This is a genomic window from Sphingomonas sp. BL-S-25 (assembly GCF_055521555.1).
On sequence record NZ_CM145486.1, the window covers coordinates 2438266 to 2460801 of the forward strand.

Sequence of the window (22536 nt, forward strand, 5' to 3'; positions counted from 1 at the left end):
GCGGCTGCTATCGCGTCGGATCGGGACGCGCGGCGGGGCGGCCCGCGGCGCGGATCACTTGAAGCGGTAGGTGATGCGGCCCTTGGTCAGGTCGTACGGCGTCAGCTCGACGAGCACTTCGTCGCCGACCAGCACGCGGATGCGATTCTTGCGCATCTTGCCCGCGGTGTGGCCCAGGATCTCGTGATCATTCTCGAGCCGGACACGGAACATCGCGTTGGGAAGAAGCTCCACAACCTGCCCGCGCATCTCAAGCAGTTCTTCTTTGGCCAAAAATAACCTCATGGGTGGGCGCCGAAAGTCGGGTGCCCTTACTCCTGCACGAAGCAAAAGGAAAGGCGCGATCCGCGCGGCTTTGCCACTGGTCACACCCTGTGGTCATCCTGCATCATGTCGGCGGCTTTACGGGGGTGGATATGATGATCTTGCGCACAATGACCGCGCTCGCGATCGTGACGGGCGTCATGCTGGTACCCGGCATCGCCGCGGGACAGACCGCAAACCCCAGCCTGACCGCGACTGCCGACGGGGTACGTACCGACCAGGCAGCGCGCAAGATCGCGCTGCGGCGGATCGACTTCTCGGTCATCGTGCACGGCGCTCTGGCCGAGACCGAGGTGACCGCGGTTTTCGCCAACCCCGGTACGGAGGCACTCGAGGGCGATTTCCGCTTCGCCCTGCCGGAGGGCGCGGTCGTCACGGGCTATGCCCTCGATGTCGCTGGCACCATGATTGACGGGGTGCTGGTCGATCGGCCGCGCGCCAAGGCAATTTACGAAGAGCGGGTACGTGGCGCGGTCGATCCGGGACTGGCGACGGTCGGCAATGACGGCGTCTTCCACACCCGTGTTTACCCGGTGCCGCCGCGCGGCGAGCGGCGGATCCGCCTGCGCTTCGTCGCGCCGCTGGCAAGCGCTGCGCAATCGGACGAGACCTGGCTGCTCCCGCTGGATATCGCGCCGCGCGATGGCTGGTCGATTTCCGTTTCGGTCGCAGGCGACGGGCCGGCACCCTCGATCAGCTGGCCCGGCCGGTCGGTCGGGCCGATGGCGCGCGATTCGGCCGGCTGGCGCGAACGGGCCGAGGGCAGGGCGCCGCTGTCGGGCATGCTCGCGATCGGCCGCGGCGCCCTGCCTCCCGCTCTCATGAGCCGAAATGCCCTCGGTGAGCGCTATGTCCAGCTGTCCGGCGCGCTCCCCACGGGTCAGCCCGGGCGCAGTGACAGTGTCCGCATCTATTGGGATCGCTCGCGGTTGCGCGCCCGCGGCCGTCACGATGACGAACTGGCCCTGCTGCGCCGTACCCTGATCGCGCGGGCGCCGAAGCGCATCGAGCTGGTGGTCTTCAACAGCAGCGGCGCCGAGCGTCGTACGGTGTCGAGCATCGACGCCGCGATCGCCGCGCTGAAGGCGGTGCGCTATCGCGGCGCGAGCAGCATGGCGGCGCTGACCCGAGAAAGCGCGCCGGTCGACCGCTGTCTGTTGTTCAGCAACGGCCGGCCGTCGATCGATCGCGCTGCGAGCCTCGATGCGGCATGCCGCCTTGATGCAGTCACCACCGCTCCGGATGCCGACCTCGCCTGGCTGCGCCGGCTGGCCGCCCGGCATGGCGGCGAGGCGCATCGGTTGGGGGCCGATGCATCGCTCGTTGAAAAGGCGCTGGCCGCCGACACGCCGGGCGTGACCGGTGTGCTCGACGCGGCGGGCCGGCCTTTGGAGTGGCTCGCACTGCCCAGCCGGGCCGGGCGCTGGATGGTGCTGGCGCGAGCACCCGAAGGGGGCGCCGTCGCGGTTCGGGTCGGTGCCGAGGCGCTACAGGTCGACCTGCCCGCCGGCACCGCGCCGGCGTTGTTCGATGGTGAGGGCGAGATGCTTGCGTCAGGTGCGCTGGCCGATTTGGGCGCCCCCGAGCGCCGCGCCGACTATGTTGCGCTAAGCCGGCGATATGGCATTGCGAGCCCCAGCCTGTCGTTTCTCGTCCTCGAATCGCCTGATGATTATGTCGACGCCGATATCGCGCCCCCGGCCAGCTATCCTGCGACGCTGCGCAAGGACTATGACGAGCAGCGCCGCGAGGCGGATGACGAGAAGGCGCAGGTGCGAAGCGAGCGCCTCGAAACGGTGATCGAGTCGTGGGCCGAACAGGTCGCATGGTGGGAACGGCGGTTCGATCCCAGGGCGAAACCGTCGCGGCGACCGGGGCAGCGCGGGGAGGGTGTGCTGGCCGAGCCGATGCCCGCGCCCGTTCCCGCGCCGCCGTCGACGTCCGCGCCAACGTCGATGCCCACAGGGGCAGATCCAACCCCGCCAATGGCCGACGAGCGCTCAGGCCAGGACCAGGTGTCGGCAGATGACAACCAGGAGATTGTCATCGTCTCCACTCGCAACAATGCCGTCCATATCGCGATCGACGCCTGGCAGCCCGACCGCCCTTATCTCAAACTGCTCGACGCTGCGCCCGATGCATTCGACACCCGCCTCGCGGCGATCGAGGCCGAACATGGCGGGGTGCCCGCCTTCTACTTCGATGTCGCGGCTTGGCTGGCCAAGCGCGGACGCACCGCAGATGCGGTCGAGATGGTGCTGGCTGCGCTCGACCTTCCCAGCGCAGATGAACGGACCCAGGCGATCGTTGCCTCGCGCCTGGAACGCTATGGCGCGATCGATCGCGCGATCGAGTTGCGCGAGCGTGTCGCCATGCTCGAATCCGAGCGGCCGCAACCCAAGCGCCTGCTCGCGCTTGCGCTCGCGCGCCGGGCAAAACTGCGCCCGGAAACTGCGAAGGCGGATCTGACGCGCGCGGTCGCGCTGCTCGGCGAGGTCGCGCTGACCCCGTGGAAGGATGACTGGGAAGGCATCGATCTGATCGCCCTGATCGAGGCGAATGCGCTGATCCCGAAACTTCGCGCGCTGGGTGGCGACACGTCACTGGACCCTCGCCTGATCAAGCACCTCGATGCCGATCTGCGCGTCGTCGCCGACTGGGACACCAATGCCACCGACCTCGACCTTTGGGTCGACGAGCCCAATGGCGAGCGTGCGATCTACAGCAACCCGCGGACCGCGATCGGCGGCCGGCTGTCGAACGACATGACCTCCGGCTACGGACCCGAGGAGTATCTGCTGCGCCGCGCGCCGGCGGGTAAATATGGCGTGAAGGTCGACACCTATGCCAGTGACCGGATCGATCCCAACGGCGCGTCGGTGGTCACCGTCCGCCTGATCCGCAACTTCGGCCGCCCCGACGAAAGCGAACAAAGCGTCGATATCGAACTGATGGGCGACGATGATGGGGAAAAGCAGGTGGGGACGATTACCGTAAGGCCGCGGTGATCATCGAGCTGGGTGGAAGCTTACTGGGAGCGGTTTGCCCGGAAGTGCCCAACTGTCGCCTTTCGAAAGCGCCCGGACGCGGGCATTCGTTCAAGTCTGTGGCCTGTACGGAAGCCAATACTTGCCATAGCGAGCCACGTCGATCGCGCCATCGCCATGGTCAACGAGATTAATCCCCCGGCTAGACCGAAACATCAGTCGCGCGCCCTTGTAGACGCAACGCACGATAACATTCTTGGCTAGGTCAGATCCATATTCGACGCAGAGGAACTGGCCGAATTTCGCTCCAATCGGTGGCGGGTTACACAAGGTGAACCCATCTGTATCGATGCATGCCTGGGACGTGGCCAATGCCGAGCCCAGCTCTTCCTCCGATGGAAGCTGTGCAGCAGCAATGGCCATCGCAACAATAAGTGACATAATGCTATCCGGCCAACGCTTGTCTAAAGATGAGTAAATCTGCGGCCGGCAATTTGCCATATGACGCCATGATGCTCAACCGGCGCGCCACTGGCGAACTCAGCCGTTCGCCATCGTCGCGATGTCGATGACGAAGCGGTACTTCACGTCGCTCTTCACCATCCGGTCATAGGCGCGGTCGATGTCCTGGGCGGCGATGGTCTCGATCTCGGCGACGATCCCCTTCTCGGCGCAGAAATCGAGCATTTCCTGCGTCTCGGCGATGCCGCCGATCAGCGATCCGGCGATCGACCGGCGCTTGAAGATCAGCGCCGATACGTCGGGGGCGGGATGCTTGTGCTCGGGCACGCCGACCAGCACGAGCGCGCCGTCGCGCTTGAGCAACGCGGTATAGGGGTCCAGGTCGTGGCTGACCGCGACGGTGTTGAGGATCAGGTCGAAGCTGTTGGCATGCGCCGCCATCTCGTCGGCGTTGCGCGACACGATCACCTGGTCGGCGCCCAGGTCGAGTGCGTCCTGGCGCTTGGCCTCGGAGGTGGTGAAGGCGACCGTCTCGGCGCCCAGGGCATGGGCCAGCTTGACGCCCATATGGCCCAGGCCGCCGATCCCGACGATGCCGACCTTCTTGCCCGGCCCCGCCTTCCAGTGGCGCAGCGGCGACCAGGTGGTGATGCCCGCGCACAGCAGCGGCGCGACGGCGGCAAGCTGGTCTTCGGAATGGCGGATCTTCAGCACGAATTTGTCGCTGACGACGATCCGCTGCGAATATCCGCCCAGCGTGTGGCCCGGCGCATCGGGGGTCTGGCCATTATAGGTCGGAGTAAAGCCGTTCTCGCAAAACTGCTCGAGTCCCTCCTCGCATGAATGGCAATGCTGGCAGCTGTCGACCATGCAGCCGACGCCGACCGTCTCGCCGAGGGCGAAGTTGGTGACCGCACTGCCGACTGCGGAGACCGTGCCGACGATCTCGTGGCCGGGGACGCAGGGATAGCGGGTGCCGGCCCATTCCGATCGGATGGTGTGGAGGTCGGAGTGACAGACGCCGCACCAGGCGATGTCGATCTGGACGTCGTTCGGGCCCGGCTCGCGGCGCTCGATCTCGATCGGCTCCAGCATGCGGTCGGCGGCATAGGCGCCATAGGCCTGAGTGACCATGTATGTCCCTTTATTCTGTTTGATTTCAGGCAACGCGCCTGTCGACGGTTGCGATTGAAATATGGGGACCAGGTCGCCGGAGATTAGGGCGGCTGCGCGGCATGCAGTGATGAACCCGGTTCATCACTGGACGACTATCCGCGCACGCGCAGCGCATCGACCAGCAGCGCGAAGGCGGGGGAGGGCTGTCGCCGGCTGGGGTAGTAGAGATAATAGCCGGCAAAGGGTTCGCACCAGTCCTCCAGTACGCGGACCAGCCGACCGTCGGCGATATAGGGCAGCACCTGGTCCTCGACCACGCAGGCCAGGCCGAAGCCGGCGCATGCCGCGCGCAGGATCATCGAGACATTGTTGAACACCAGCTGCCCGTCGACCCGCACCTTGATCTCACGGCCGCCCTTGCTGAACTCCCACGCGTAAAGCCCGCCGAGCGTCGGCAGGCGCAGGTTGATGCAGTTGTGCGCGGTGACGTCCTGCGGCGCCCGCGGCCTTCCCCGCCGCGCGAGATAGTCGGGCGAGCCAACGACAGCCATCCGCTTCTCGCCGCTGACCGGCACCGCAATCATGTCCCGCGCCACATGCTCGCCCAGCCGGATGCCCGCGTCGAACCGCTCGGCGACGATGTCGATCAGGCCCAGGTCGATGCTCACCTCGACACACACGTCCGGATAATGCGGCATCAACCGCTCGATCGCCGGCCACAGGATCGCCTCGGCCGCATGCTGCGCGCAGGTGATCCGCACCGTGCCCGCCGGCTTGTCGCGAAGCTCGCTCAGCGCCGACAATTCGTCGCTGATCCGGTCGAGCGCGGGTCGCAGCGTCGCCAGCAACCGCTCGCCCGCCTCGGTCGGCATCACCTGGCGCGTGGTACGGGTGAGCAGGCGCACGCCCAGCCGCGCCTCCAGCCGGCGCAGCGTATGGCTGAGCGCCGATTGCGAGGTGCCCAGCTTTGCCGCCGCCCGGGTGAAGCTGCGATCCTCGGCCACCGCGGCGAAGGCGTTCAGGTCGAGCAGGTCCTCGCGCTTCATTGATGAATCTCCAGCATCGCAACATGCGCATCTATAAACCTAATCGCCGACTGTCACCGCGCCCATATCCAGCGCGAAGGAGACACAGGCATGCGCACACGCAGTTTGGGAAAGAGCGGGCTGGAGGTTTCGGCGATCGGGCTGGGGTGCATGGGGATGAGCCATGCCTATGGCGCGCCCAAGGATCGCGGCGAGATGATCGCAGTGCTGCGCGGCGCGGTCGAGCGCGGCGTGAGCTTCTTCGACACCGCCGAAGTCTATGGCCCCTATACCAATGAGGATCTGCTGGGCGAGGCGCTCCAGCCGCTGCGCGACCGGGTGACGATCGCCACCAAATTCGGTTTCGCGATCGGCGATGCGTCGCGCGGGTCGGGCGTCGACAGCCGGCCCGAGCATATCCGTGCCGTGGCGGAGGCGTCGCTGAAGCGGCTGCGCACCGATGTGATCGACCTGTTCTATCAGCACCGCGTCGATCCCGCCGTGCCGATCGAGGATGTCGCCGGCACGGTCGGCGACCTGATCCGCGAGGGCAAGGTGCGTCATTTCGGCCTGTCCGAGGCGGGCGCGGATACGATCCGCCGCGCGCACGGCGTGACCCCGGTCACCGCGTTGCAGAGCGAATATTCGATCTGGTGGCGGTCGCTGGAGGCGGAGATCCTGCCGCTGATCGAGGAGCTCGGGATCGGGCTGGTGCCGTACAGCCCGCTCGGCCGCGGCTTCCTGACCGGTGCGATGAGTGCTGACACCGAATTCGCCAAGGGCGATTTCCGCGCGGGCCTGCCGCGTTTCTCGGCCGAGGCACGCGCGGCGAACCAGGCGCTGGTCGACCTGATTGCCGGGCTCGCGGCCGGCAGAGGAGCGACGCCGGCGCAGGTTGCGCTTGCCTGGCTGCTGGCGCGCAAGCCCTGGATCGTGCCGATCCCGGGCACCACCCGGCTCGACCGGCTGGACGAGAATATCGGCGCGACCGAACTGGTCCTCGACGATGCGGACCTTCGCGGGATCGACGAGGCTGCGTCGCGGATCGAGGTCCAGGGCGATCGCTATCCCGAGGCGCTGGAGCGCATGACCGGACGCTGACGCCTCCGGAATGAACCAAGACGGCGCACGGCGGTTTGATGAACATCGGATATGACCGCATGCTGCCCGCACGGGCTGGTCCTGCCTCTCGAGCTGGGGCAAACTTGCCTGTGACGGGCCGAACAGGGAGCAAGGCGGAATGACTAACGGATCGCCGGCGCTGTCGAGGCGCGGGGTACTGGTCGGCAGCGCGGCGACGGCAGCCGCTGTGGCGGTGCCGGGTGCCCAGGCTCAAACGGATGAGGATGCCGGCATGGAACAGGCTGCACCCACGCGCATGCCGGTCTCGTTCGAGGTCAATGGCAAGGTGCGCCAGATCGAGGTCGATACGCGCACGACCCTGCTCGATGCGCTGCGCGAGCATCTCCACCTGACCGGCAGCAAGAAGGGCTGCGACCATGGCCAATGCGGCGCCTGCACGGTGATCGTCGACGGGCAGCGGATCAATTCCTGCCTCAGCCTGGCGGTGATGCACGAGGGCGACCGGATCACCACGATCGAGGGACTGGGTACGCCCGACAAGCTGCATCCGATGCAGGCGGCGTTCGTCAAGCATGACGGCTATCAATGCGGCTATTGCACGCCGGGCCAGATCTGCTCGGCGGTCGCGGTGCTGGGCGAGATCAAGGCGGGCATCCCCAGCCATGCGACCGCGGACCTGAACGCGAAACCGCGCGCGACCAATGCCGAAATGCGCGAGCGGATGAGCGGCAATATCTGCCGCTGCGGCGCCTATTCCAACATCCTCGATGCGATGACCGAAGTCGCCGGAGGTCGCAAATGAGGCCCTTCACCTATGAGCGCGTGACCACGCCGCAGGAGGCCGCTGCCGCGGCCGCACGCGTCCAGGGGGCGCGCTTCATCGCAGGCGGCACCAATCTGCTCGACCTGATGAAGCTCGAGATCGAGACGCCGACCCATCTGATCGACGTCAACGGCACCGGCCTCGACACGATCGAGGCGACCAGCGAGGGCGGACTGCGCATCGGCGCACTCGCGCGCAATACAGCGCTCGCGGCCGACAAGCGCGTGCGCAAGGATTATGGGGTCCTCTCGCGCGCGGTGCTGGCCGGCGCCAGTGGCCAGTTGCGCAACAAGGCGACGACCGCGGGCAATCTGCTCCAGCGGACGCGCTGTCCCTATTTCTACGACACGCGCCAGCCCTGCAACAAACGCCAGCCGGGCTCGGGCTGCGCCGCGATCGGCGGCTATAGCCGCCAGCTTGCGGTGATCGGATCGAGCGAAGCGTGCATCGCCACCTATCCCGGCGACATGGCCGTCGCGATGCGGCTGCTCGATGCGCGGGTCGAGACGGTGAAGGGCGACGGTGCGACGCGCACCATTCCGATCGCCGAGTTCCACCGCTTGCCGGGCGACACGCCGCAGGTCGATACCGTGCTTCAGCCCGGCGAGCTGATCACCGCGGTCACGCTGCCGCCACCGATCGGCGGGCGGCATGTCTATCACAAGGTGCGTGATCGCGCGTCCTATGCCTTTGCGCTGGTCTCCGTCGCGGCGGTCATCCAGCGCGAAGGCAGCGGGCGGGTCGCGGTCGGCGGGATCGCCCCTCGTCCCTGGCGGGTCGAGGCGGCCGAGGTCGAACTGCCGCGCGGCGCGAAGGCGGTTGCCTCCGGGCTGCTGGCGGACGCGAAGCCGACGCGCGACAATGCGTTCAAGGTTCCGCTGGTCGAGCGCACGCTCGCCGCGGTCATCGCCGAAGCGAGGGGCTGAGCCATGAAGTTCGAAAAGCCCGAAGGCGCCAATCCGATCGACCGCATGGCCGTGGTCGGCAAGCCGATCGACCGGATCGACGGCAAGCGAAAGACTACCGGCACCGCTCCCTATGCCTATGAACGGCACGACGTCGTGCCGAACCAGGCCTATGGCTATATGGTCGGATCGGCCATCGCCAAAGGCAGGATCCGCCGGCTCGATATCGCCGAGGCGCGGCGCGCGCCCGGCGTGATCGCGGTCGTCACCTCGGAAAATGCCGGCAAGATCGGCCTGTCGCAGAGCAATGTCGCCAAGCTGCTCGGCGGGCCGGAAATCCAGCATTACGATCAGGCGATCGCGGTGGTGGTCGCCGAAAGCTTCGAGCAGGCACGCCATGCCGCCCAGCTCGTGCGGGTCGACTATGCCCGCGACAAGGGCAGTTTCGACCTGGCCGGGACGCGCGAGACTGCGCCGATGACGAGCAGCTCGGGCCGGCCGGTGTCTGAACCCTATGTGATCGGCGACTTCGGCGGCGCCTTCGCCCGGGCACCGGTGACGATCGACGCGACCTATTCGACGCCCGATCAGAGCCACGCGATGATGGAGCCGCACGCCTCGATCGCCGCATGGGACGGCGACCGGCTGACCTTGTGGACCTCGAACCAGATGATCGCCTGGGCGGTGCGCGACCTGGCCAAGACGCTCGACATGCCGGCGGACAAGATCCGGATCGTCTCGCCCTATGTCGGCGGCGGGTTCGGCGCGAAGCTGTGGATCCGCGCCGATGCGGTGCTGGCCGCGGTCGCGGCGCGCGTTGCCGGACGGCCGGTGAAGCTGGCGCTGGCGCGGCCGCAGGTGATGAACAACACGGTGCATCGTCCCGCGACGATCCAGCGCATCCGGCTGGGCGCCGGCCGCGATGGCCGGCTCACCGCGATCGGGCACGAGAGCCTGTCGGGCAATCTGTCCGGCGGCCGTCCCGAGGGCGCGACCGCCCAGACCCGGCTGCTCTATGCCGGTGCCAACCGGATGACCGCGCTGCGGCTGGCCGAGCTCGATCTGCCCGAGGGCAATTCGATGCGCGCGCCGGGCGAAGCGCCGGGGATGATGGCGCTCGAGATTGCGATGGACGAGCTTGCCGAGAAGCTCGGCATGGACCCGGTCGCGCTGCGCATCCTCAACGATACCCAGACCGATCCGGAAAAGCCTGAGCGGCGCTTTTCGGAGCGCCAGCTGGTGAAATGCCTGGAGGAGGGCGCGGCGACGTTCGGCTGGAGCCGGCGCAATCCGAGACCGGCGCAGCGGCGCGAGGGCAGCTGGTGGGTCGGCATGGGCATGGCCGCCGCCTTCCGCAACAGCCCGACGATGAAATCGGGCGCGCGCGTCCGGCTGGAAACCGGCGGCGCAGTGACGGTCGAGACCGACATGACCGACATCGGCACCGGCAGCTATACGATCATCGCCCAGACCGCGGCCGAGATGCTGGGCGTGCCGGTCGATAAGGTCACCGTCCGCCTGGGCGATTCCGCCTTCCCGGTTTCCGCCGGGTCGGGCGGGCAGTTCGGCGCGATGAACTCGACCGCGGGCGTCTACGCCGCCTGCGTGAAGCTGCGCGAGGCAATCTCGGCAAAGCTCGGCTTCAACGCTGGCGACGCGGAATTTGCCGGCGGGCGGGTCAGGGCGGGCAATCGCGCGGTGCGGCTCGCCGATGCGGCGAAGGACGGCCCGCTCTCGGCCGAGGACTTCATCGAATATGGCGACCTGACCAAGACCTATCAGCTGTCGACCTTCGGGTCGCACTTCGTTGAGGCGGCGGTGCACGCCCATACCGGCGAGATCCGCGTGCGTCGGATGCTGGCGGTGTGTGCGGCGGGACGGATCCTCAATCCCAAATCGGCGCGCAGCCAGGTGATCGGGGCGATGACGATGGGCGTCGGCGCGGCGTTGATGGAGGACATGGCGGTCGACAAGCGCTTCGGCTTCTTCGTCAACCACGATCTGGCCGGATACGAAGTGCCGGTCCATGCCGACATCCCGCATCAGGACGTGATCTTCCTCGACGAGGCGGACGAATATTCCTCGCCGATGAAGGCCAAGGGCGTCGGCGAACTCGGCATCTGCGGCGTCGGCGCGGCGGTGGCGAATGCGGTCTACAATGCCTGCGGCGTGCGGGTGCGCGACTATCCGGTTACGCTCGACAAGCTGATCGACAAGCTGCCCGCGGTCGCCTGAGCCGGGGGAACGGCGGGCCTGCGGGCGGGTTGATCCCCGACGGAGGTGATAATGGCGAATGGCTGGGCGCCCGATGGCGCGGTGCAGGATCAGATCGACGACACGGTGGCGGACGCGGTTCGAGGCGCGCGGGCGCGGATGCCGGCGGGCGAGGGCGCGCGGTTCTGCGACGATTGCGGCGACGAGATTGCCGAGGCGCGGCGCAAGGCGCAGCCGGGCAGCCGGACCTGCATCGCCTGCCAGCGCGAACGCGACGCCGGCGTCGCCCATTCCTTGATCAACCGCCGCGGCAGCAAGGACAGTCAGCTTCGCTGATGGCGAAGGCGCATCCGGTCACGCCCGACGGCCGATATTTCGTCGTTCGCGGCCGATTATGGCGCCGCCGGAATCCCGCGCTTTCCGAAAGCCGCGCGGCCGAACTCGTCAGCGAGCTCATGCGCGCCCGCCGCGCGGTCCAGACGAGCCGCAAGGCGGGCGACCGCGATGCCGAGGATGCGGCGCACGCCGCGGTCGATGCCGCCAAGGTGGCGCTGGGCGAGCGCGGGCCGGTCTGGTGGAACGACGGCGCGCCAGATCTCAACCGGCACATGGCAAGGACGACCGTCTATGCCGACTGGTATGCCGGCCTCGATTAAGCCTGTTATACGATCGTAAAACAAGCCCCGCCCGGGGTGGATCCGGGCGGGGCTCGAAGTCGGTCAGATCGCCCCGCCACCCGCAAGTGCGGCGAGCAGCAGAAGCGCGACGATGTTGGTGATCTTGATCATCGGGTTCACTGCCGGACCGGCGGTGTCTTTGTACGGATCCCCCACGGTATCGCCGGTCACCGCGGCCTTATGCGCCTCGGATCCCTTGCCGCCGTGATTGCCGTCCTCGATATATTTCTTGGCATTGTCCCATGCCCCGCCGCCCGAGGTCATCGAGATGGCGACGAACAGGCCCGACACGATCACGCCCAGCAGCATCGCGCCCAGCGCGGCGAAGCCTTGCGACTTGCCGCCCACTTCGGCGATGATGAAATAGACTGCGATCGGGCTGAGCACCGGCAGCAGCGAGGGGATGATCATCTCCTTGATCGCCGCCTTGGTCACGATGTCGACGGTGCGGCCGTAATTGGGACGGCTGGTCCCTTCCATGATGCCGGGATTGTCGCGGAACTGAGTGCGGACATCCTCGACGACCGATCCCGCCGCACGGCCGACCGCAGTCATGCCGAACGCGCCGAACAGATAGGGCAGCAATGCGCCGAGCAGCAGTCCGACGATGACGTACGGATTGCTGAGCGAGAAATCGACCGGACCGGTCAGGCCGAGCGCGACCGAATAATGGTCGAGATCGGTGGTATAGGCACCGAACAGTACCAGCGCCGCCAGCGCGGCGGAGCCGATCGCATAGCCCTTGGTCACCGCCTTGGTGGTGTTGCCGACCGCATCGAGCGCGTCGGTCTTGTGCCGCACTTCGTCCTCGAGCCCCGCCATCTCGGCAATGCCGCCGGCATTGTCGGTGACCGGGCCATAGGCGTCGAGCGCGACGACCATGCCGGCCAGCGCCAGCAGCGCGGTCGCCGCGAAGGCGACGCCGATGATGCCCGCGATCTGATAGGTGGCGATCACCGCGACGACGATCACCAAAGTCGGCAGCGCGGTCGATTCCAGGCTGATCGCCAGGCCCTGGATGACGTTGGTGCCGTGGCCGGTGACCGAGGCCCTGGCGATCGACTTGACCGGGCGATAATTGGTGCCGGTGTAATATTCGGTGATCCACACCAGCAGCCCGGTGACCGCCAGGCCGATCATCATGCAGTAGAACAACTTCATGCCGGTGATGTCGGTGATCGTCAGATTGGTCGGCGTCTCGCCGCCGATCGAGCCGATCGCGTCGTTCATCCCGACGCCGGCGCTGCCCAGCGCCCATTGGGTCGCGAAATAGATGGCGGGGATCGACAGGATCACCGTCGTCCAGAAGCCCTTGTACAGCGCGCCCATGATCGACTGGTTCTTGCCCAGGCGGACCATATAGGTGCCGATGATCGAGGTGATGATGCACACGCCGCCGACGATCAGCGGCAGCGCCATCATCGCGATCAGCACATTGCCGACCAGGGTCTGCATCAGCAGCGCGATCGACACCATGGTCAGGCCGATGGTGACGACATAGGTCTCGAACAGATCGGCCGCCATGCCGGCGCAGTCGCCGACATTGTCGCCCACGTTATCGGCGATGACCGCCGGGTTGCGGGGATCGTCCTCGGGGATGCCTGCCTCGACCTTGCCGACCAGGTCGGCGCCGACATCGGCTGCCTTGGTGAAGATGCCGCCGCCCAGGCGCGCGAAGATCGAGATCAGCGAGGCGCCGAACGCGAGCGCGGTCAGCATCTCGATCACGACGCGCGAATTCGCTTCCTCGCCCGCGACCGCGACGAAATACCAGAAGAGCCCGGCGATCGAGAGGAGGCCAAGGCCCGCGACCAGCATGCCAGTGATCGCGCCCGAGCGGAACGCGAGGGTGAGGCCACCCTGGAGCGAGCCGCGCGCAGCCTCCGCGGTGCGGACATTGGCGCGGACCGAGATGTGCATGCCGACAAAGCCCGCGACCCCCGACAGGACGGCGCCGACGAGGAAGCTGACCGTCGCGATCCAGCCCAAGGTGGACGCAAGTACGATTGCGACGATCACGCCGACCACGGCGATCGTCAGATACTGGCGGCCGAGATAGGCCTTCGCCCCCTCCTGGATGGCTGCCGCGATATCCTGCATCTTTTCGTTGCCGGCGGGTGCCCTGAGCACCTGGCCGCTGGTTATTATTCCGTACAAGACGGCGAGCACGCCGCAGGCAATGGCCGCATAGACGATCGTCATACGCTTGGATCCTTCCCCTAGTCCTGCCGGGCCCTCGCTTCGTTGACGGCGAGATCGCCCTTGGACCTTCAAGGTATAGAAGGGAGTGGACCGAGCGCAAGCGCCTCAGCTTGCGTGGGAAAAGCCCAGCGATTCCGGCAGCATCACGGGGCTTCCTGCCGAGGTCAGGGTCAGGCCCGCGCCCGGATCGAACCGGCCGATGCACGTCGCCGGGACAGGCGGGGAGAAGTCTTCGGATGCCGCGAACAGCAGTTCGTAATCGTCGCCAGCGGTCGCCGCCTCGATTGCCGATCCCGGATAGTCGGGGGCGAGCGGGATACGATCGAGATCGATCTCGACCGCCAGCGCGCTTGCCTCGGCCATGCGCTGCGCGTCGATCAGCACGCCGTCCGACACATCCATCATCGCGGTGACCAGAGGGGCCAGCAACAACCCCTCGGTCAGGCGGGGCTCGGGCCGGCGATACCGCGCCAGCAGTCGCGCCGGCCCAGCATCGCCGCGTGCCAATGCCAGGCCTGCGCCGGCGTCGCCGATCGTGCCGGTGACCCAGAGCCGGTCGCCCGCGCGCGCGCCGCTGCGCACCGGCACCCGCGCGCCCGCACGGCCGATCGCGGTGAGGCTGTAGCTGCGCGGCGCGCCCTTCGGCATCGCGACCGTGTCGCCGCCCAGCAGCGGCATGGCGTAGCGCGCCAGCGCTTCGCCGAGGCCACGCAGGAACGCGGCATCCCAGCCGGGCTCGCCCGACAGCGCGTGATTGAGCAGGCAGCCCTGCGGCGTCGCGCCCTTGGCGGCCAGGTCGGACAGGTTCACCGCCGCCAGCTTCCAGCCGACACTCTCGGGCGGGTCGGTGGGGAGGTAATGGACGCCCTCGACCATCGTGTCGGTGGTGAGGATCAGATCGCCCAGCCGGGCGGTATCGTCGCGCAGCGCACCGGCGCCGTCATGGAGCGGCAGGGTGCGCAGCGCGGCGATGAATTCGGCCTCGTTCAGGCGCGGACTTCCTTGGCGAGCGCGTCGAGCAGGCCGTTGACGAAGCCCTTTTCGCGGCGGTCGTAAAAGGCGTCCGTCACGTCCAGATACTCGTTGATCACCGCGCCGACCGGTACGTCCTTGCGCGCGATCAGTTCATAGGCACCGGCGCGCAGGATCTGGCGCATCGGCTTGTCGAGCCGGTCGAAGCTCCAGTCGTCGGCCAGCTTGCCGGCGATCAGCCCGTCAATCTCCTCGCGGCGGGCGAAGACGCCCTTCACGATGTCGTCGAAAAAGGCGACATCGGCCTCGGCATATTCGACATCCTCGATCGTCGCGCCCAGCCGGTGCTGGTGGAATTCGTGGAGCAGCTGCGTCAGGACGGGCTTCTCCATCTCGAGCTGATAGAGCGCCTGGACGGCGGCGAGACGCGACGCGGAGCGCGCCTTGGAACGGGATTTTGCGGTCGGGCTAGGCATGATTCGAATTCCCTTACTCCCTTCTGGCCGCTTGTCGAAGTCGCGGCCTCCGCGCGGCAGTGCCGGCGAAGGGGGCCATCGACCGATCGGCAGGCGCAGAACGGGCTATTGATTCAGGCGGATGGAGACGGATCTGGCATGCGCCGGCAGGCCCTCGGCCCCTGCGAGCGCGACCGCCGCAGGTCCGATCGCGGCGAGGCCGGCCTCGTCGAGTGCCAGGAAGCTGGTGCGCTTCATGAAGTCGAGCACCGACAGGCCCGAGGCGAAGCGCGCCCGGCGGCCGGTCGGCAGGACATGGTTGGGACCCGCGACATAGTCGCCGATCGCCTCGGGCGTGTGGCGACCGATGAACACAGATCCGGCATGGCGCACGGCGTCGAACAACGCTTCGGCATTGTCGCAGGCAAGCTCGAGATGCTCGGGCGCGAGGCGATCGACCAGCGGGAGTGCGTCGACCAGATCGGCGACGACGATGATCGCGCCATTGGCGTCCCAGCTGGTCCGCGCGGTCGCGCCGGTGGACAGTTCGGCGATCTGGCGATCGACGGCCGCGGCAACATGGTCGGCAAAGGCTGCGTCGTCGGTGAACAGGATCGACTGGCTGGTCGGATCATGCTCGGCCTGGCTCAGCAGGTCGGCGGCGATCCATTCGGGGTCGTTCTTCGCATCGGCGACGACGACGATCTCCGACGGACCGGCGACCATGTCGATGCCGACCACGCCGTAGAGCTGACGCTTGGCCTCGGCGACCCAGGCATTGCCGGGACCGGTGATGACGTCGACCGGCGCGATCGTCTCGGTGCCATAGGCGAGCGCGGCGATCGCCTGTGCGCCGCCGATCCGCCAGATTTCGTCCACGCCGGCAATGTGCGCGGCGGCGAGGACCAGCGGATTGATCTCGCCATCGGGGGTCGGCGTCACCATCACCAGCCGGCCGACGCCGGCCGCCTTGGCGGGCAGGGCGTTCATCAGCACCGAGCTGGGATAGGCGGCGCGGCCGCCTGGGACATAGACGCCGGCGGCATCGACCGGTCGCCAGCGCGCGCCCAGGCGGATGCCGGCCGAGTCGATCTCGTCGCGATCCTCGGGCTTCTGCTTGAGGTGATAGGCGGCGATCCGCTCGGCGGCGAGTTCGAGCGCGTCGCGCAGCTCGTCCGACAAGCCTTCCCAGGCGGCGAGGCAATCGGCGCGGTCGATCCGCCAGTCAAGGCTGTGGCGGTCGAAGCGCTGCGTCAGGTCGCGCACAGCGGCATCACCTTCGTCGCGGACACGCCGAACGATCGCGGTCACGTCGCGCGCGACATCCTCATCGGCTTCGCGCCGGGCATCGACCAGCGCGGTGAAGGCGTCGGCGAAATCGGCGGCGGCGGCGTCGAGGCGGATCATGCGACTGCCTTCCGGAAGGCGTCGACCAGCGGCACGACTTCGCTGGCCCGCGTCTTGAACGCGGCGCGATTGACGATCAGCCGGCTCGTGACCTGGGCGATCACCTCGACCTCGACCAGGCCGTTTTCCTTCAGCGTGCGGCCCGACGAGACGAGGTCGACGATGCGCGGCGCCAGGCCCAGCACCGGTGCCAGTTCCATCGCGCCGTTCAGCTTGACGCATTCGGCCTGCACGCCGCGCGCCTCGAAATGCGCCTGGGTGACGTGCGGATATTTGGTGGCGATGCGGACATGGCTCCAGCCGCGCGGATCGTCCTTCGCTGCCAGATCGACCGGCTCGGCAACCGACAGGCGGCAATGACCGATGTCGAGGTCCACCGGCGCATAGAGCTCGGAATATGCGAACTCGGCGATGACGTCGGACCCGACGATGCCCAGCTGCGCCGCGCCATGCGCCACGAAGGTGGCGACGTCGAACGCGCGCACCCGGATCAGGTCGATTCCCGGCGTGTTGGTGCGAAAGCGCAGCGCGCGGCTACCCTCGTCGGCAAAAGCAGGTTCGGGGATGATGCCGACATGCGCGAGCACGGGCAGGCATTCTTCGAGGATGCGGCCCTTGGGTACGGCGAGGATCAGCGGCTCTTGCATGGTGGGCGGGCTTTACTTGTGGGGGGATGCAGGCGCAACACGCAGCGCAACCGGAGGTGCGCATGACGGAAGCGGTACGGGCGGCGTTCGAGAACCAGATCGACTATTGCCGCAAGAACGACGCCCCGATCACCGCGCGGGTGGTCGAGAGCATCGCCGCGGCGCTCGATCAGGACACGCCCTTCACCAACGCCATTCGCGACTGGCCCGGACCCCATCCGCTGTCGGATGCGCTGCCGCTGCGCGCGGCGGGCGGCCTGCATGCGCTGTTCCTGTCGGGCGCCGAGCCAGCGCTGGGTCCGCTCTATCGCGGCGAGGCCGAGGGCATTGCGGACGCCGAGTCACTGGTGCGCGCGGCGACCGCGGCGCACGGGCCGGCGCTGATGCCATGGCTCGACGGGCCGCCCCAGACCAACGAGGCGGGGCGGTCCAGCAATTATGCCGCGGCGATGCTGTGGCTGGCGGCGCAGGGCCTGCCACCGCGGTTCGACTGTATCGAGATCGGGTCGAGCGCCGGTATCAACCTGATGATGGACCGGTATCGCTATGATCTGGGCGGGGTGACGATCGGGCCGGACGATGCCGAGATGGCGTTCGCGCCAGAATGGCGCGGGCCGCCGCCGCCCGCATCGCCGGCCTCGGGACTGGAGATCGCCCGTCTGCGCGGCTGCGACGTCGCTCCGGTCGATTTGAGCGATCCGGCGCAGCTGCTGCGGCTGAAGGCCTATGTCTGGCCCGAACATCACCAGCGTTTCGCGCGGCTGGAGATTGCCGGCCGGCTGGCGGCGGCGAAGGCGCCCGACCTGGTCCAGGCGGACGCCGACGCGTTCGTCGAGGCCGAACTGGCCGGGCCCCAGGCTGCAGGCACCACCCGCATCGTGATGCATTCGGTCGTCTGGCAATATCTTGGCGAGGCGCGGCAGGAGCGGATCACCCGCGCGATCGAGTCGGCGGGGGCGAAGTCGGATACCGACCGTCCGCTGGCATGGATCGCGCTGGAGGCGAACCGCGACACCTATCAGCACGAACTCGTCGTGCGCCACTGGCCGGGCGACGGGCAGCCGCAGATACTCGCGCGGTCGCATGCGCACGGCGCGTGGGTCGACTGGCTCGCCTGAACGGGCGGGCGGCGGGGCTTATCCCTCGCCGGCAACCGGATTGGCGGTCAGCCACTGCCGGATCGCATCGTTGACCGCTTCGGGCTTCTCCCAGGGCACGAAGTGACCCGCATCGATCTTGACCACGGTCAGCTTCGGCACCTGCGCGTCAAGGCCGTCGAGCTGGCTGGGCAGCAGGGCGGCGTCGTTCATCCCCCAGATTACCAAAGTCGGCTGGGTGACCGGCGGGAAGGGGCCGTCGAGCCAGGCCGGGCGTTCGGGATCCTCGTCCATGGCCGGCACCTTGATCACGCTGGCGCGGTACCAGTTGAGCATCGCGGTCATCGCGCCCGGCTGGCGCCACTCGTCGAGATAGGCGGATTTCTCGGGCGCGATCAGTGCCGGGTCGACATGCTTGGCGAAGCTGGTGTCGAAGAAGGTCTCCAGCCCGATCCGGTCGATATGCTTCTCGATCTCCGGGTTGCGGAAGGCGGTCATATACTGGCTGGCGGCGCGCTGGCCCGGATCGTCGAACAGGGTGCGCTGGAAGATCAGCGGATGCGGCGCGTTGAGGATGATCAGCCGTTCGACGCGGCCGGGATTCTGCAATGCCGCCATCCAGGCGATGGCGCCGCCCCAGTCATGGCCGACCAGGGTGAAATTGCCGATATCGAGATGGTCCGCCAGCGCCAGCAGGTCGGACACGACCATTTGCGGCGCGTAATTCTCGACGCCTTCGGGCTTGGACGAGCGGGCGAAGCCGCGCTGGTCGGGCGCGACGACGAAATGGTCGCGCGACAGATCGGCAAGCTGGTGGCGCCAGGTGCGGTGCGATTCGGGAAAGCCATGGAGAAAGATCATCGCCGGCCGGGCCGGGTCGCCAGCGGTGGCGACGTCGAGCTCGACTCCGGTGGGCAGCGCGATACGGGTCAGGGCGTCGGGCATCTGTCTCTCCTGTCTTTGCGCTCTTCTGCGGCGCTCTTTTCGGGGCGACGCTGTCGTCACCGCCGCTGGGTGGTCGGGGAGGGCGGGCGCCCACCCCCCGGCCCCCTCCCGCATGCGGGAGGGGGAGAAAGGTCACGGGTAGCTGACGGTCTTGGGGACTTCGGGGATGGGGATCCATTCCTTGTCGTCGCCGGGGACCGTCGGGAAGCGGCCTTCCTTCCAGTCGCGCTTCGCCTCGTTGATCCGGTCGCGGCTCGACGAGACGAAATTCCACCAGACATGGCGCGGCGTCTTGAACGCCTCGCCGCCGCACAGGGCGACGCGGCCGCCCGTCTCCGATCGCAGCGTCATCGCGGTGCCGGGGCGCAGCACATAGAGGGTCTGGGGTGTCATCGGCATGCCATCAACGCTGGCTTCGCCGATCGAGAGATAGAGCGCGCGCTCGTCGGCGCCGGCATCGATCGGAATGCTCGCGCCGGGCTCCAGCTGGATGTCGGCATAGATGGTCCCGGCATAGACGGTGGTCGGCGCCGATTCGCCCCACAGGCTGCCCATGATGATCCGCGCCCTCGCGCCATGCGCGTCGATCACCGGCAGGCGCGCGGCGGCGACATGCTCGAACGCCGGCGCGATCTCCTCGTAGCGTTCGGGAAGCGCGAGCCAGGTCTGGATGCCCGACAGGTCGGGGCCCTTTTCGCGCTCGCCCGATGGCGAGCGTTCCGAATGGACGATGCCGCGGCCGGCGGTCATCAGATTGACCGCGCCGGGCTCGATCGTGGCGTAGGTGCCGAGCGAATCGCGATGGTCGAGCGCGCCGGCATAGAGATAGGTCACCGTCGCCAGGTTGATGTGCGGGTGCGGGCGCACGTCGACGCCATTGCCCACCTCGAGATGCGCCGGTCCCATCTGGTCGAAGAAGATGAACGGTCCGACCATGGTGCGCGGGCGCGAGGGCAGAGTGCGGTGGACCTTGAACCCGCCCAGGTCATGCGTGACCGGCTCGATCGTCTGGATGAAAAGATCGTCTTCGGTCATGCGGCAGGCTCCATGATGTCCAGCAGGACCAGCAGGTCCTCGGGAAAGATCGGCTCGTCATGTGCGAGAATGGCATCTCGGTCGAACCAGCGCCACTGTTGCATGACGCGTTGTTCCAGCGGGGTATGGCCGCTGATGTCGATATCGATCTCCGCTTGCTCCGCACGGTCCAGCCGGACGCGAAAATAGCGTTCGTCGGCAATCACCGGCACGCCTTCGATCGTGACGAACTCGACCACGCGGCGGGCAATCTGCGGGCCGGGATCGGCCTCGATCCCCGTTTCCTCGATCAGTTCGCGCCGCGCCGCCGCCTCATAGCTTTCGCCCGGATCCAGCGCACCGCCGACGGTGCACCAGAAGGGCGGGCGATCATCGGGGGTGAAGCGGAACAGCAGGACGCGCCCCTGCGGATCGGTCACCAGCAGTCGTGCGGCGGGGCGGGGCGTGCGCTCGCTCATTCGGCGTCGAGTTCGGGATAATGGCGGAAGATGCCGTCCTGGTTGAACGCGATGCGCCGCTCGCTTTGCAGATAGGCGGCGATGCCGGGCAGCTCGGCAACCCGGTCGCGGATCGCGATCAGCTTCGGATGGTCGGGCTCCAGCGTCTTCATCCGCCGCGGGAACATGTAGCGCAGCCCCTCGACCAGCTGGAAGATCGAGGTGTCGCCATAGCTACAGCGATCGCCGAGCAGCCAGTCGCCCTCGACCGCGCGTTCGAACCAGCCGAGGAATTTGGGCATGCGCTCTTCGCGAAATTCGGTCGCGATCCGTGCCGCCTCGAGCTTCTGATCCTCATAATAGGCGCCGACGCCGACCGGGTGATGGACCTGATGCACCTCCGCCACGAAATCGGTGACGGTCAGCTGCACCTCGTTGAGCCAGGCGCGGCCGGCTTCATCCTGTGGCGCGATATCGTGATGTCCGCCCAACCACTGGAGGATGTTGGCGACCTGCGCGATCACCTGGTCGCCGGTGTCGAGATAGGGCGGGGCGAAGGGTGCGCGCGTCGTGCGCGTCTTCATGTCGGCGATCAGCGCGTCGCTGCCGCGCTCGCGCGCAGCGTCGACATAGTCGATCCGGGCCGCCTCCATCGCCAGGCGGACGAATTCGCCCCGGCCCTGGATTTCCGCCCAATACCAGAGCGTGTACGCCATCGTCATTCTCCCGGGGCGCGGGCCTTGATCGCAAGCGCATGGATGCGCGATTCGAGCAGGTCGGCGAGCGCCCGGTTCACCAACCGCTGGCGCTGAACGCGCGACTGGCCGGCAAAGGCCCCGCTTTCAACGACGACCGTCCAGTGCGACTCGCCGGTGCCGTCGTCGCCGAGATGGCCCGAATGATGATGGCTGTCGTTGATCACCTCGAGGTGCGACGGGGCGAGCGCGTCGGTGAGGCGGGCAGTGATGATCGGGGCCAGCGGGCCGGTAGCAGGATCGGACATGGCGCCTATATAGGCGGTTTGTTCAAGGGAGTAAGCGTGGCGTCGGGACACCCCAGAAAGGATCGGCCCAATACCCGGTTCCATGGCCGGGTGGAGGCGGAAGGACGGCTGTGCGCCGAACCCGGCTGCAGCGAGCCGGGGGAATTTCGCGCGCCCCTGGTCGAAGGTACGACGTCGGGGCGCGACGGCCCGGCGCCGTTCCGCTGGCTGTGCCTGGACCATGTGCGTGCGTTCAACTCGGGCTATAATTTCTTCAAGGGCATGAGCACCGAGGAGATCAACGAAGCGCAGCGGCCCTTTTCAGGTTGGGAGCGCGAGACTCGCGCATTCAACGCCGCCGGCGGCGCGGACCGCCCGCCGCGCTGGGCCGACTTCTCCGATCCGCTCGATGCGATCCAGGCGCGCTTTCGCGACCGGATGCCGCAGGAGCGCAAGGACGGAAAGCCGCTGTCCGGCCGAGATCGCGAGGCGATGCGCGTCCTGGAGCTGGAGGTCGATGCCGATCGCGGGATGTTGAGGCGGCGTTACTCGGACCTGGTGCGGCGCTATCACCCCGACCGCAATGGCGGCGACCGCAGCTTCGAGCAGCGGCTGCAGCAGGTGATCGAGGCGTATCAGCAGTTGAAGGGCTCGCCTGCGTTTGCGTGACGCGTTTCCTCCCTCGGAGCAAAGCTCCGGGGGAGGGGGACCAGCCGCGGGCTGGTAGAGGGGGTTTGCGGT

The 22536-nt window shown here is 67.6% G+C and carries 22 protein-coding genes; 9 read left to right on the forward strand and 13 right to left on the reverse strand.

The genetic code is table 11. From position 1 onward, the window contains the following. Nucleotides 1–54 precede the first annotated feature (54 nt). Nucleotides 55–273 (reverse strand): translation initiation factor IF-1, encoded by a 219-nt coding sequence (gene infA, locus ACZ1H8_RS11740; protein ID WP_003049127.1) that lies wholly within the window; start codon nucleotides 271–273, stop codon nucleotides 55–57. A gap of 143 nt (nucleotides 274–416) precedes the next feature. On the opposite strand from infA, the gene ACZ1H8_RS11745 reads away from it, so the two are divergent. After that, on the forward strand, nucleotides 417–3332 hold the full coding sequence (locus tag ACZ1H8_RS11745; RefSeq protein ID WP_465177377.1) for a VIT domain-containing protein: 2916 nt from the start codon (nucleotides 417–419) through the stop codon (nucleotides 3330–3332). Nucleotides 3333–3851: 519 nt separating this feature from the next. On the opposite strand, the gene ACZ1H8_RS11750 is transcribed toward ACZ1H8_RS11745, so the two are convergent. Together ACZ1H8_RS11750 and ACZ1H8_RS11755 are read right to left on the reverse strand one after the other, a co-directional pair. After that, nucleotides 3852–4907, reverse strand: coding sequence for an NAD(P)-dependent alcohol dehydrogenase (locus tag ACZ1H8_RS11750; protein WP_465177378.1), 1056 nt, complete (start codon nucleotides 4905–4907; stop codon nucleotides 3852–3854). A 134-nt stretch (nucleotides 4908–5041) separates the two neighbouring features. After that, the gene (locus ACZ1H8_RS11755) at nucleotides 5042–5935 is read right to left on the reverse strand and encodes a LysR family transcriptional regulator (protein WP_465177379.1); all 894 of its coding nucleotides are present in this window, start codon (nucleotides 5933–5935) and stop codon (nucleotides 5042–5044) included. A 90-nt stretch (nucleotides 5936–6025) separates the two neighbouring features. Between ACZ1H8_RS11755 and ACZ1H8_RS11760 the strand changes: the two genes are divergently transcribed. The 6 genes from ACZ1H8_RS11760 to ACZ1H8_RS11785 all read left to right on the forward strand — a co-directional run bounded on the left by ACZ1H8_RS11760 (nucleotide 6026) and on the right by ACZ1H8_RS11785 (nucleotide 11595). Beyond that, nucleotides 6026–7015, forward strand: coding sequence for an aldo/keto reductase (locus ACZ1H8_RS11760; protein ID WP_465177380.1), 990 nt, complete (start codon nucleotides 6026–6028; stop codon nucleotides 7013–7015). Nucleotides 7016–7154: 139 nt separating this feature from the next. Then, nucleotides 7155–7799, forward strand: a complete 645-nt coding sequence (gene paoA, locus ACZ1H8_RS11765; protein ID WP_465177381.1) for an aldehyde dehydrogenase iron-sulfur subunit PaoA — start codon at nucleotides 7155–7157, stop codon at nucleotides 7797–7799. Then, nucleotides 7796–8746, forward strand: a complete 951-nt coding sequence (locus tag ACZ1H8_RS11770; protein ID WP_465177382.1) for an FAD binding domain-containing protein — start codon at nucleotides 7796–7798, stop codon at nucleotides 8744–8746. The genes paoA and ACZ1H8_RS11770 overlap by 4 nt, the downstream gene beginning before the upstream one ends. Before the next feature lie 3 nt (nucleotides 8747–8749). After that, complete coding sequence (gene paoC, locus ACZ1H8_RS11775) at nucleotides 8750–10960, forward strand: aldehyde oxidoreductase molybdenum-binding subunit PaoC (protein WP_465177383.1); 2211 nt, start codon at nucleotides 8750–8752, stop codon at nucleotides 10958–10960. Nucleotides 10961–11011: 51 nt separating this feature from the next. Then, a complete protein-coding gene (locus ACZ1H8_RS11780; RefSeq protein ID WP_465177384.1) occupies nucleotides 11012–11275 on the forward strand; it encodes a DksA/TraR family C4-type zinc finger protein in 264 nt (87 codons plus the stop codon). Further along, complete coding sequence (locus tag ACZ1H8_RS11785) at nucleotides 11275–11595, forward strand: hypothetical protein (RefSeq protein ID WP_465177385.1); 321 nt, start codon at nucleotides 11275–11277, stop codon at nucleotides 11593–11595. The genes ACZ1H8_RS11780 and ACZ1H8_RS11785 overlap by 1 nt, the downstream gene beginning before the upstream one ends. Before the next feature lie 63 nt (nucleotides 11596–11658). Here ACZ1H8_RS11785 and ACZ1H8_RS11790 read toward each other — a convergent pair whose 3' ends face one another. The 5 genes from ACZ1H8_RS11790 to hisG all read right to left on the reverse strand — a co-directional run bounded on the left by ACZ1H8_RS11790 (nucleotide 11659) and on the right by hisG (nucleotide 17299). Beyond that, on the reverse strand, nucleotides 11659–13818 hold the full coding sequence (locus tag ACZ1H8_RS11790; protein WP_465177386.1) for a sodium-translocating pyrophosphatase: 2160 nt from the start codon (nucleotides 13816–13818) through the stop codon (nucleotides 11659–11661). 105 nt (nucleotides 13819–13923) lie between these two features. Continuing rightward, nucleotides 13924–14808: a thiamine-phosphate kinase gene (gene thiL, locus ACZ1H8_RS11795; protein ID WP_465181386.1), complete on the reverse strand. Its 885-nt coding sequence runs from the start codon at nucleotides 14806–14808 to the stop codon at nucleotides 13924–13926. Continuing rightward, nucleotides 14805–15266, reverse strand: coding sequence for a transcription antitermination factor NusB (gene nusB / locus ACZ1H8_RS11800; protein ID WP_465177387.1), 462 nt, complete (start codon nucleotides 15264–15266; stop codon nucleotides 14805–14807). The genes thiL and nusB overlap by 4 nt, the downstream gene beginning before the upstream one ends. 105 nt (nucleotides 15267–15371) lie before the next feature. Continuing rightward, on the reverse strand, nucleotides 15372–16652 hold the full coding sequence (gene hisD / locus ACZ1H8_RS11805) for a histidinol dehydrogenase (protein ID WP_465177388.1): 1281 nt from the start codon (nucleotides 16650–16652) through the stop codon (nucleotides 15372–15374). After that, nucleotides 16649–17299, reverse strand: coding sequence for an ATP phosphoribosyltransferase (gene hisG / locus ACZ1H8_RS11810; RefSeq protein ID WP_465177389.1), 651 nt, complete (start codon nucleotides 17297–17299; stop codon nucleotides 16649–16651). The genes hisD and hisG overlap by 4 nt, the downstream gene beginning before the upstream one ends. A 62-nt stretch (nucleotides 17300–17361) precedes the next feature. Here hisG and ACZ1H8_RS11815 point away from each other — a divergent pair, with 62 nt between their 5' ends. Continuing rightward, complete coding sequence (locus ACZ1H8_RS11815) at nucleotides 17362–18417, forward strand: DUF2332 domain-containing protein (protein ID WP_465177390.1); 1056 nt, start codon at nucleotides 17362–17364, stop codon at nucleotides 18415–18417. 18 nt (nucleotides 18418–18435) lie between these two features. Here the strand turns inward: ACZ1H8_RS11815 and ACZ1H8_RS11820 are convergent, their stop codons facing one another. From ACZ1H8_RS11820 to ACZ1H8_RS11840, 5 genes are all read right to left on the reverse strand, one after another. Continuing rightward, a complete protein-coding gene (locus ACZ1H8_RS11820) occupies nucleotides 18436–19341 on the reverse strand; it encodes an alpha/beta fold hydrolase (RefSeq protein ID WP_465177391.1) in 906 nt (301 codons plus the stop codon). Between the two features lie 132 nt (nucleotides 19342–19473). Continuing rightward, the gene (locus ACZ1H8_RS11825; RefSeq protein WP_465177392.1) at nucleotides 19474–20376 is read right to left on the reverse strand and encodes a pirin family protein; all 903 of its coding nucleotides are present in this window, start codon (nucleotides 20374–20376) and stop codon (nucleotides 19474–19476) included. Then, complete coding sequence (locus ACZ1H8_RS11830) at nucleotides 20373–20834, reverse strand: NUDIX hydrolase (RefSeq protein ID WP_465177393.1); 462 nt, start codon at nucleotides 20832–20834, stop codon at nucleotides 20373–20375. The genes ACZ1H8_RS11825 and ACZ1H8_RS11830 overlap by 4 nt, the downstream gene beginning before the upstream one ends. Next, complete coding sequence (locus ACZ1H8_RS11835; protein WP_465177394.1) at nucleotides 20831–21529, reverse strand: glutathione S-transferase; 699 nt, start codon at nucleotides 21527–21529, stop codon at nucleotides 20831–20833. Before ACZ1H8_RS11835 ends, ACZ1H8_RS11830 begins: the two co-directional genes overlap by 4 nt. Before the next feature lie 2 nt (nucleotides 21530–21531). Next, on the reverse strand, nucleotides 21532–21816 hold the full coding sequence (locus ACZ1H8_RS11840) for a BolA family protein (protein WP_110154145.1): 285 nt from the start codon (nucleotides 21814–21816) through the stop codon (nucleotides 21532–21534). Nucleotides 21817–21852: 36 nt separating this feature from the next. On the opposite strand from ACZ1H8_RS11840, the gene ACZ1H8_RS11845 reads away from it, so the two are divergent. After that, entirely contained in the window at nucleotides 21853–22464 is a 612-nt protein-coding gene (locus tag ACZ1H8_RS11845; protein ID WP_465177395.1) for a J domain-containing protein, read from the forward strand. Nucleotides 22465–22536 lie beyond the last annotated feature (72 nt).

Excerpts from the sequence above, each read along its gene's own strand:
- ACZ1H8_RS11785 (WP_465177385.1), top strand. The coding sequence starts at position 11,275 with ATGGCGAAGGCGCATCCGGTCACGCCCGACGGCCGATATTTCGTCGTT.
- nusB (WP_465177387.1), bottom strand. The coding sequence starts at position 15,266 with ATGCCTAGCCCGACCGCAAAATCCCGTTCCAAGGCGCGCTCCGCGTCG.
- ACZ1H8_RS11750 (WP_465177378.1), bottom strand. The coding sequence starts at position 4,907 with ATGGTCACTCAGGCCTATGGCGCCTATGCCGCCGACCGCATGCTGGAG.
- paoA (WP_465177381.1), top strand. The coding sequence starts at position 7,155 with ATGACTAACGGATCGCCGGCGCTGTCGAGGCGCGGGGTACTGGTCGGC.
- hisG (WP_465177389.1), bottom strand. The coding sequence starts at position 17,299 with ATGCAAGAGCCGCTGATCCTCGCCGTACCCAAGGGCCGCATCCTCGAA.
- ACZ1H8_RS11780 (WP_465177384.1), top strand. The coding sequence starts at position 11,012 with ATGGCGAATGGCTGGGCGCCCGATGGCGCGGTGCAGGATCAGATCGAC.
- ACZ1H8_RS11745 (WP_465177377.1), top strand. The coding sequence starts at position 417 with ATGATGATCTTGCGCACAATGACCGCGCTCGCGATCGTGACGGGCGTC.
- ACZ1H8_RS11820 (WP_465177391.1), bottom strand. The coding sequence starts at position 19,341 with ATGCCCGACGCCCTGACCCGTATCGCGCTGCCCACCGGAGTCGAGCTC.
- ACZ1H8_RS11815 (WP_465177390.1), top strand. The coding sequence starts at position 17,362 with ATGACGGAAGCGGTACGGGCGGCGTTCGAGAACCAGATCGACTATTGC.
- ACZ1H8_RS11835 (WP_465177394.1), bottom strand. The coding sequence starts at position 21,529 with ATGGCGTACACGCTCTGGTATTGGGCGGAAATCCAGGGCCGGGGCGAA.
- ACZ1H8_RS11825 (WP_465177392.1), bottom strand. The coding sequence starts at position 20,376 with ATGACCGAAGACGATCTTTTCATCCAGACGATCGAGCCGGTCACGCAT.
- paoC (WP_465177383.1), top strand. The coding sequence starts at position 8,750 with ATGAAGTTCGAAAAGCCCGAAGGCGCCAATCCGATCGACCGCATGGCC.
- ACZ1H8_RS11770 (WP_465177382.1), top strand. The coding sequence starts at position 7,796 with ATGAGGCCCTTCACCTATGAGCGCGTGACCACGCCGCAGGAGGCCGCT.
- ACZ1H8_RS11760 (WP_465177380.1), top strand. The coding sequence starts at position 6,026 with ATGCGCACACGCAGTTTGGGAAAGAGCGGGCTGGAGGTTTCGGCGATC.
- ACZ1H8_RS11790 (WP_465177386.1), bottom strand. The coding sequence starts at position 13,818 with ATGACGATCGTCTATGCGGCCATTGCCTGCGGCGTGCTCGCCGTCTTG.
- hisD (WP_465177388.1), bottom strand. The coding sequence starts at position 16,652 with ATGATCCGCCTCGACGCCGCCGCCGCCGATTTCGCCGACGCCTTCACC.
- ACZ1H8_RS11840 (WP_110154145.1), bottom strand. The coding sequence starts at position 21,816 with ATGTCCGATCCTGCTACCGGCCCGCTGGCCCCGATCATCACTGCCCGC.
- ACZ1H8_RS11830 (WP_465177393.1), bottom strand. The coding sequence starts at position 20,834 with ATGAGCGAGCGCACGCCCCGCCCCGCCGCACGACTGCTGGTGACCGAT.
- ACZ1H8_RS11755 (WP_465177379.1), bottom strand. The coding sequence starts at position 5,935 with ATGAAGCGCGAGGACCTGCTCGACCTGAACGCCTTCGCCGCGGTGGCC.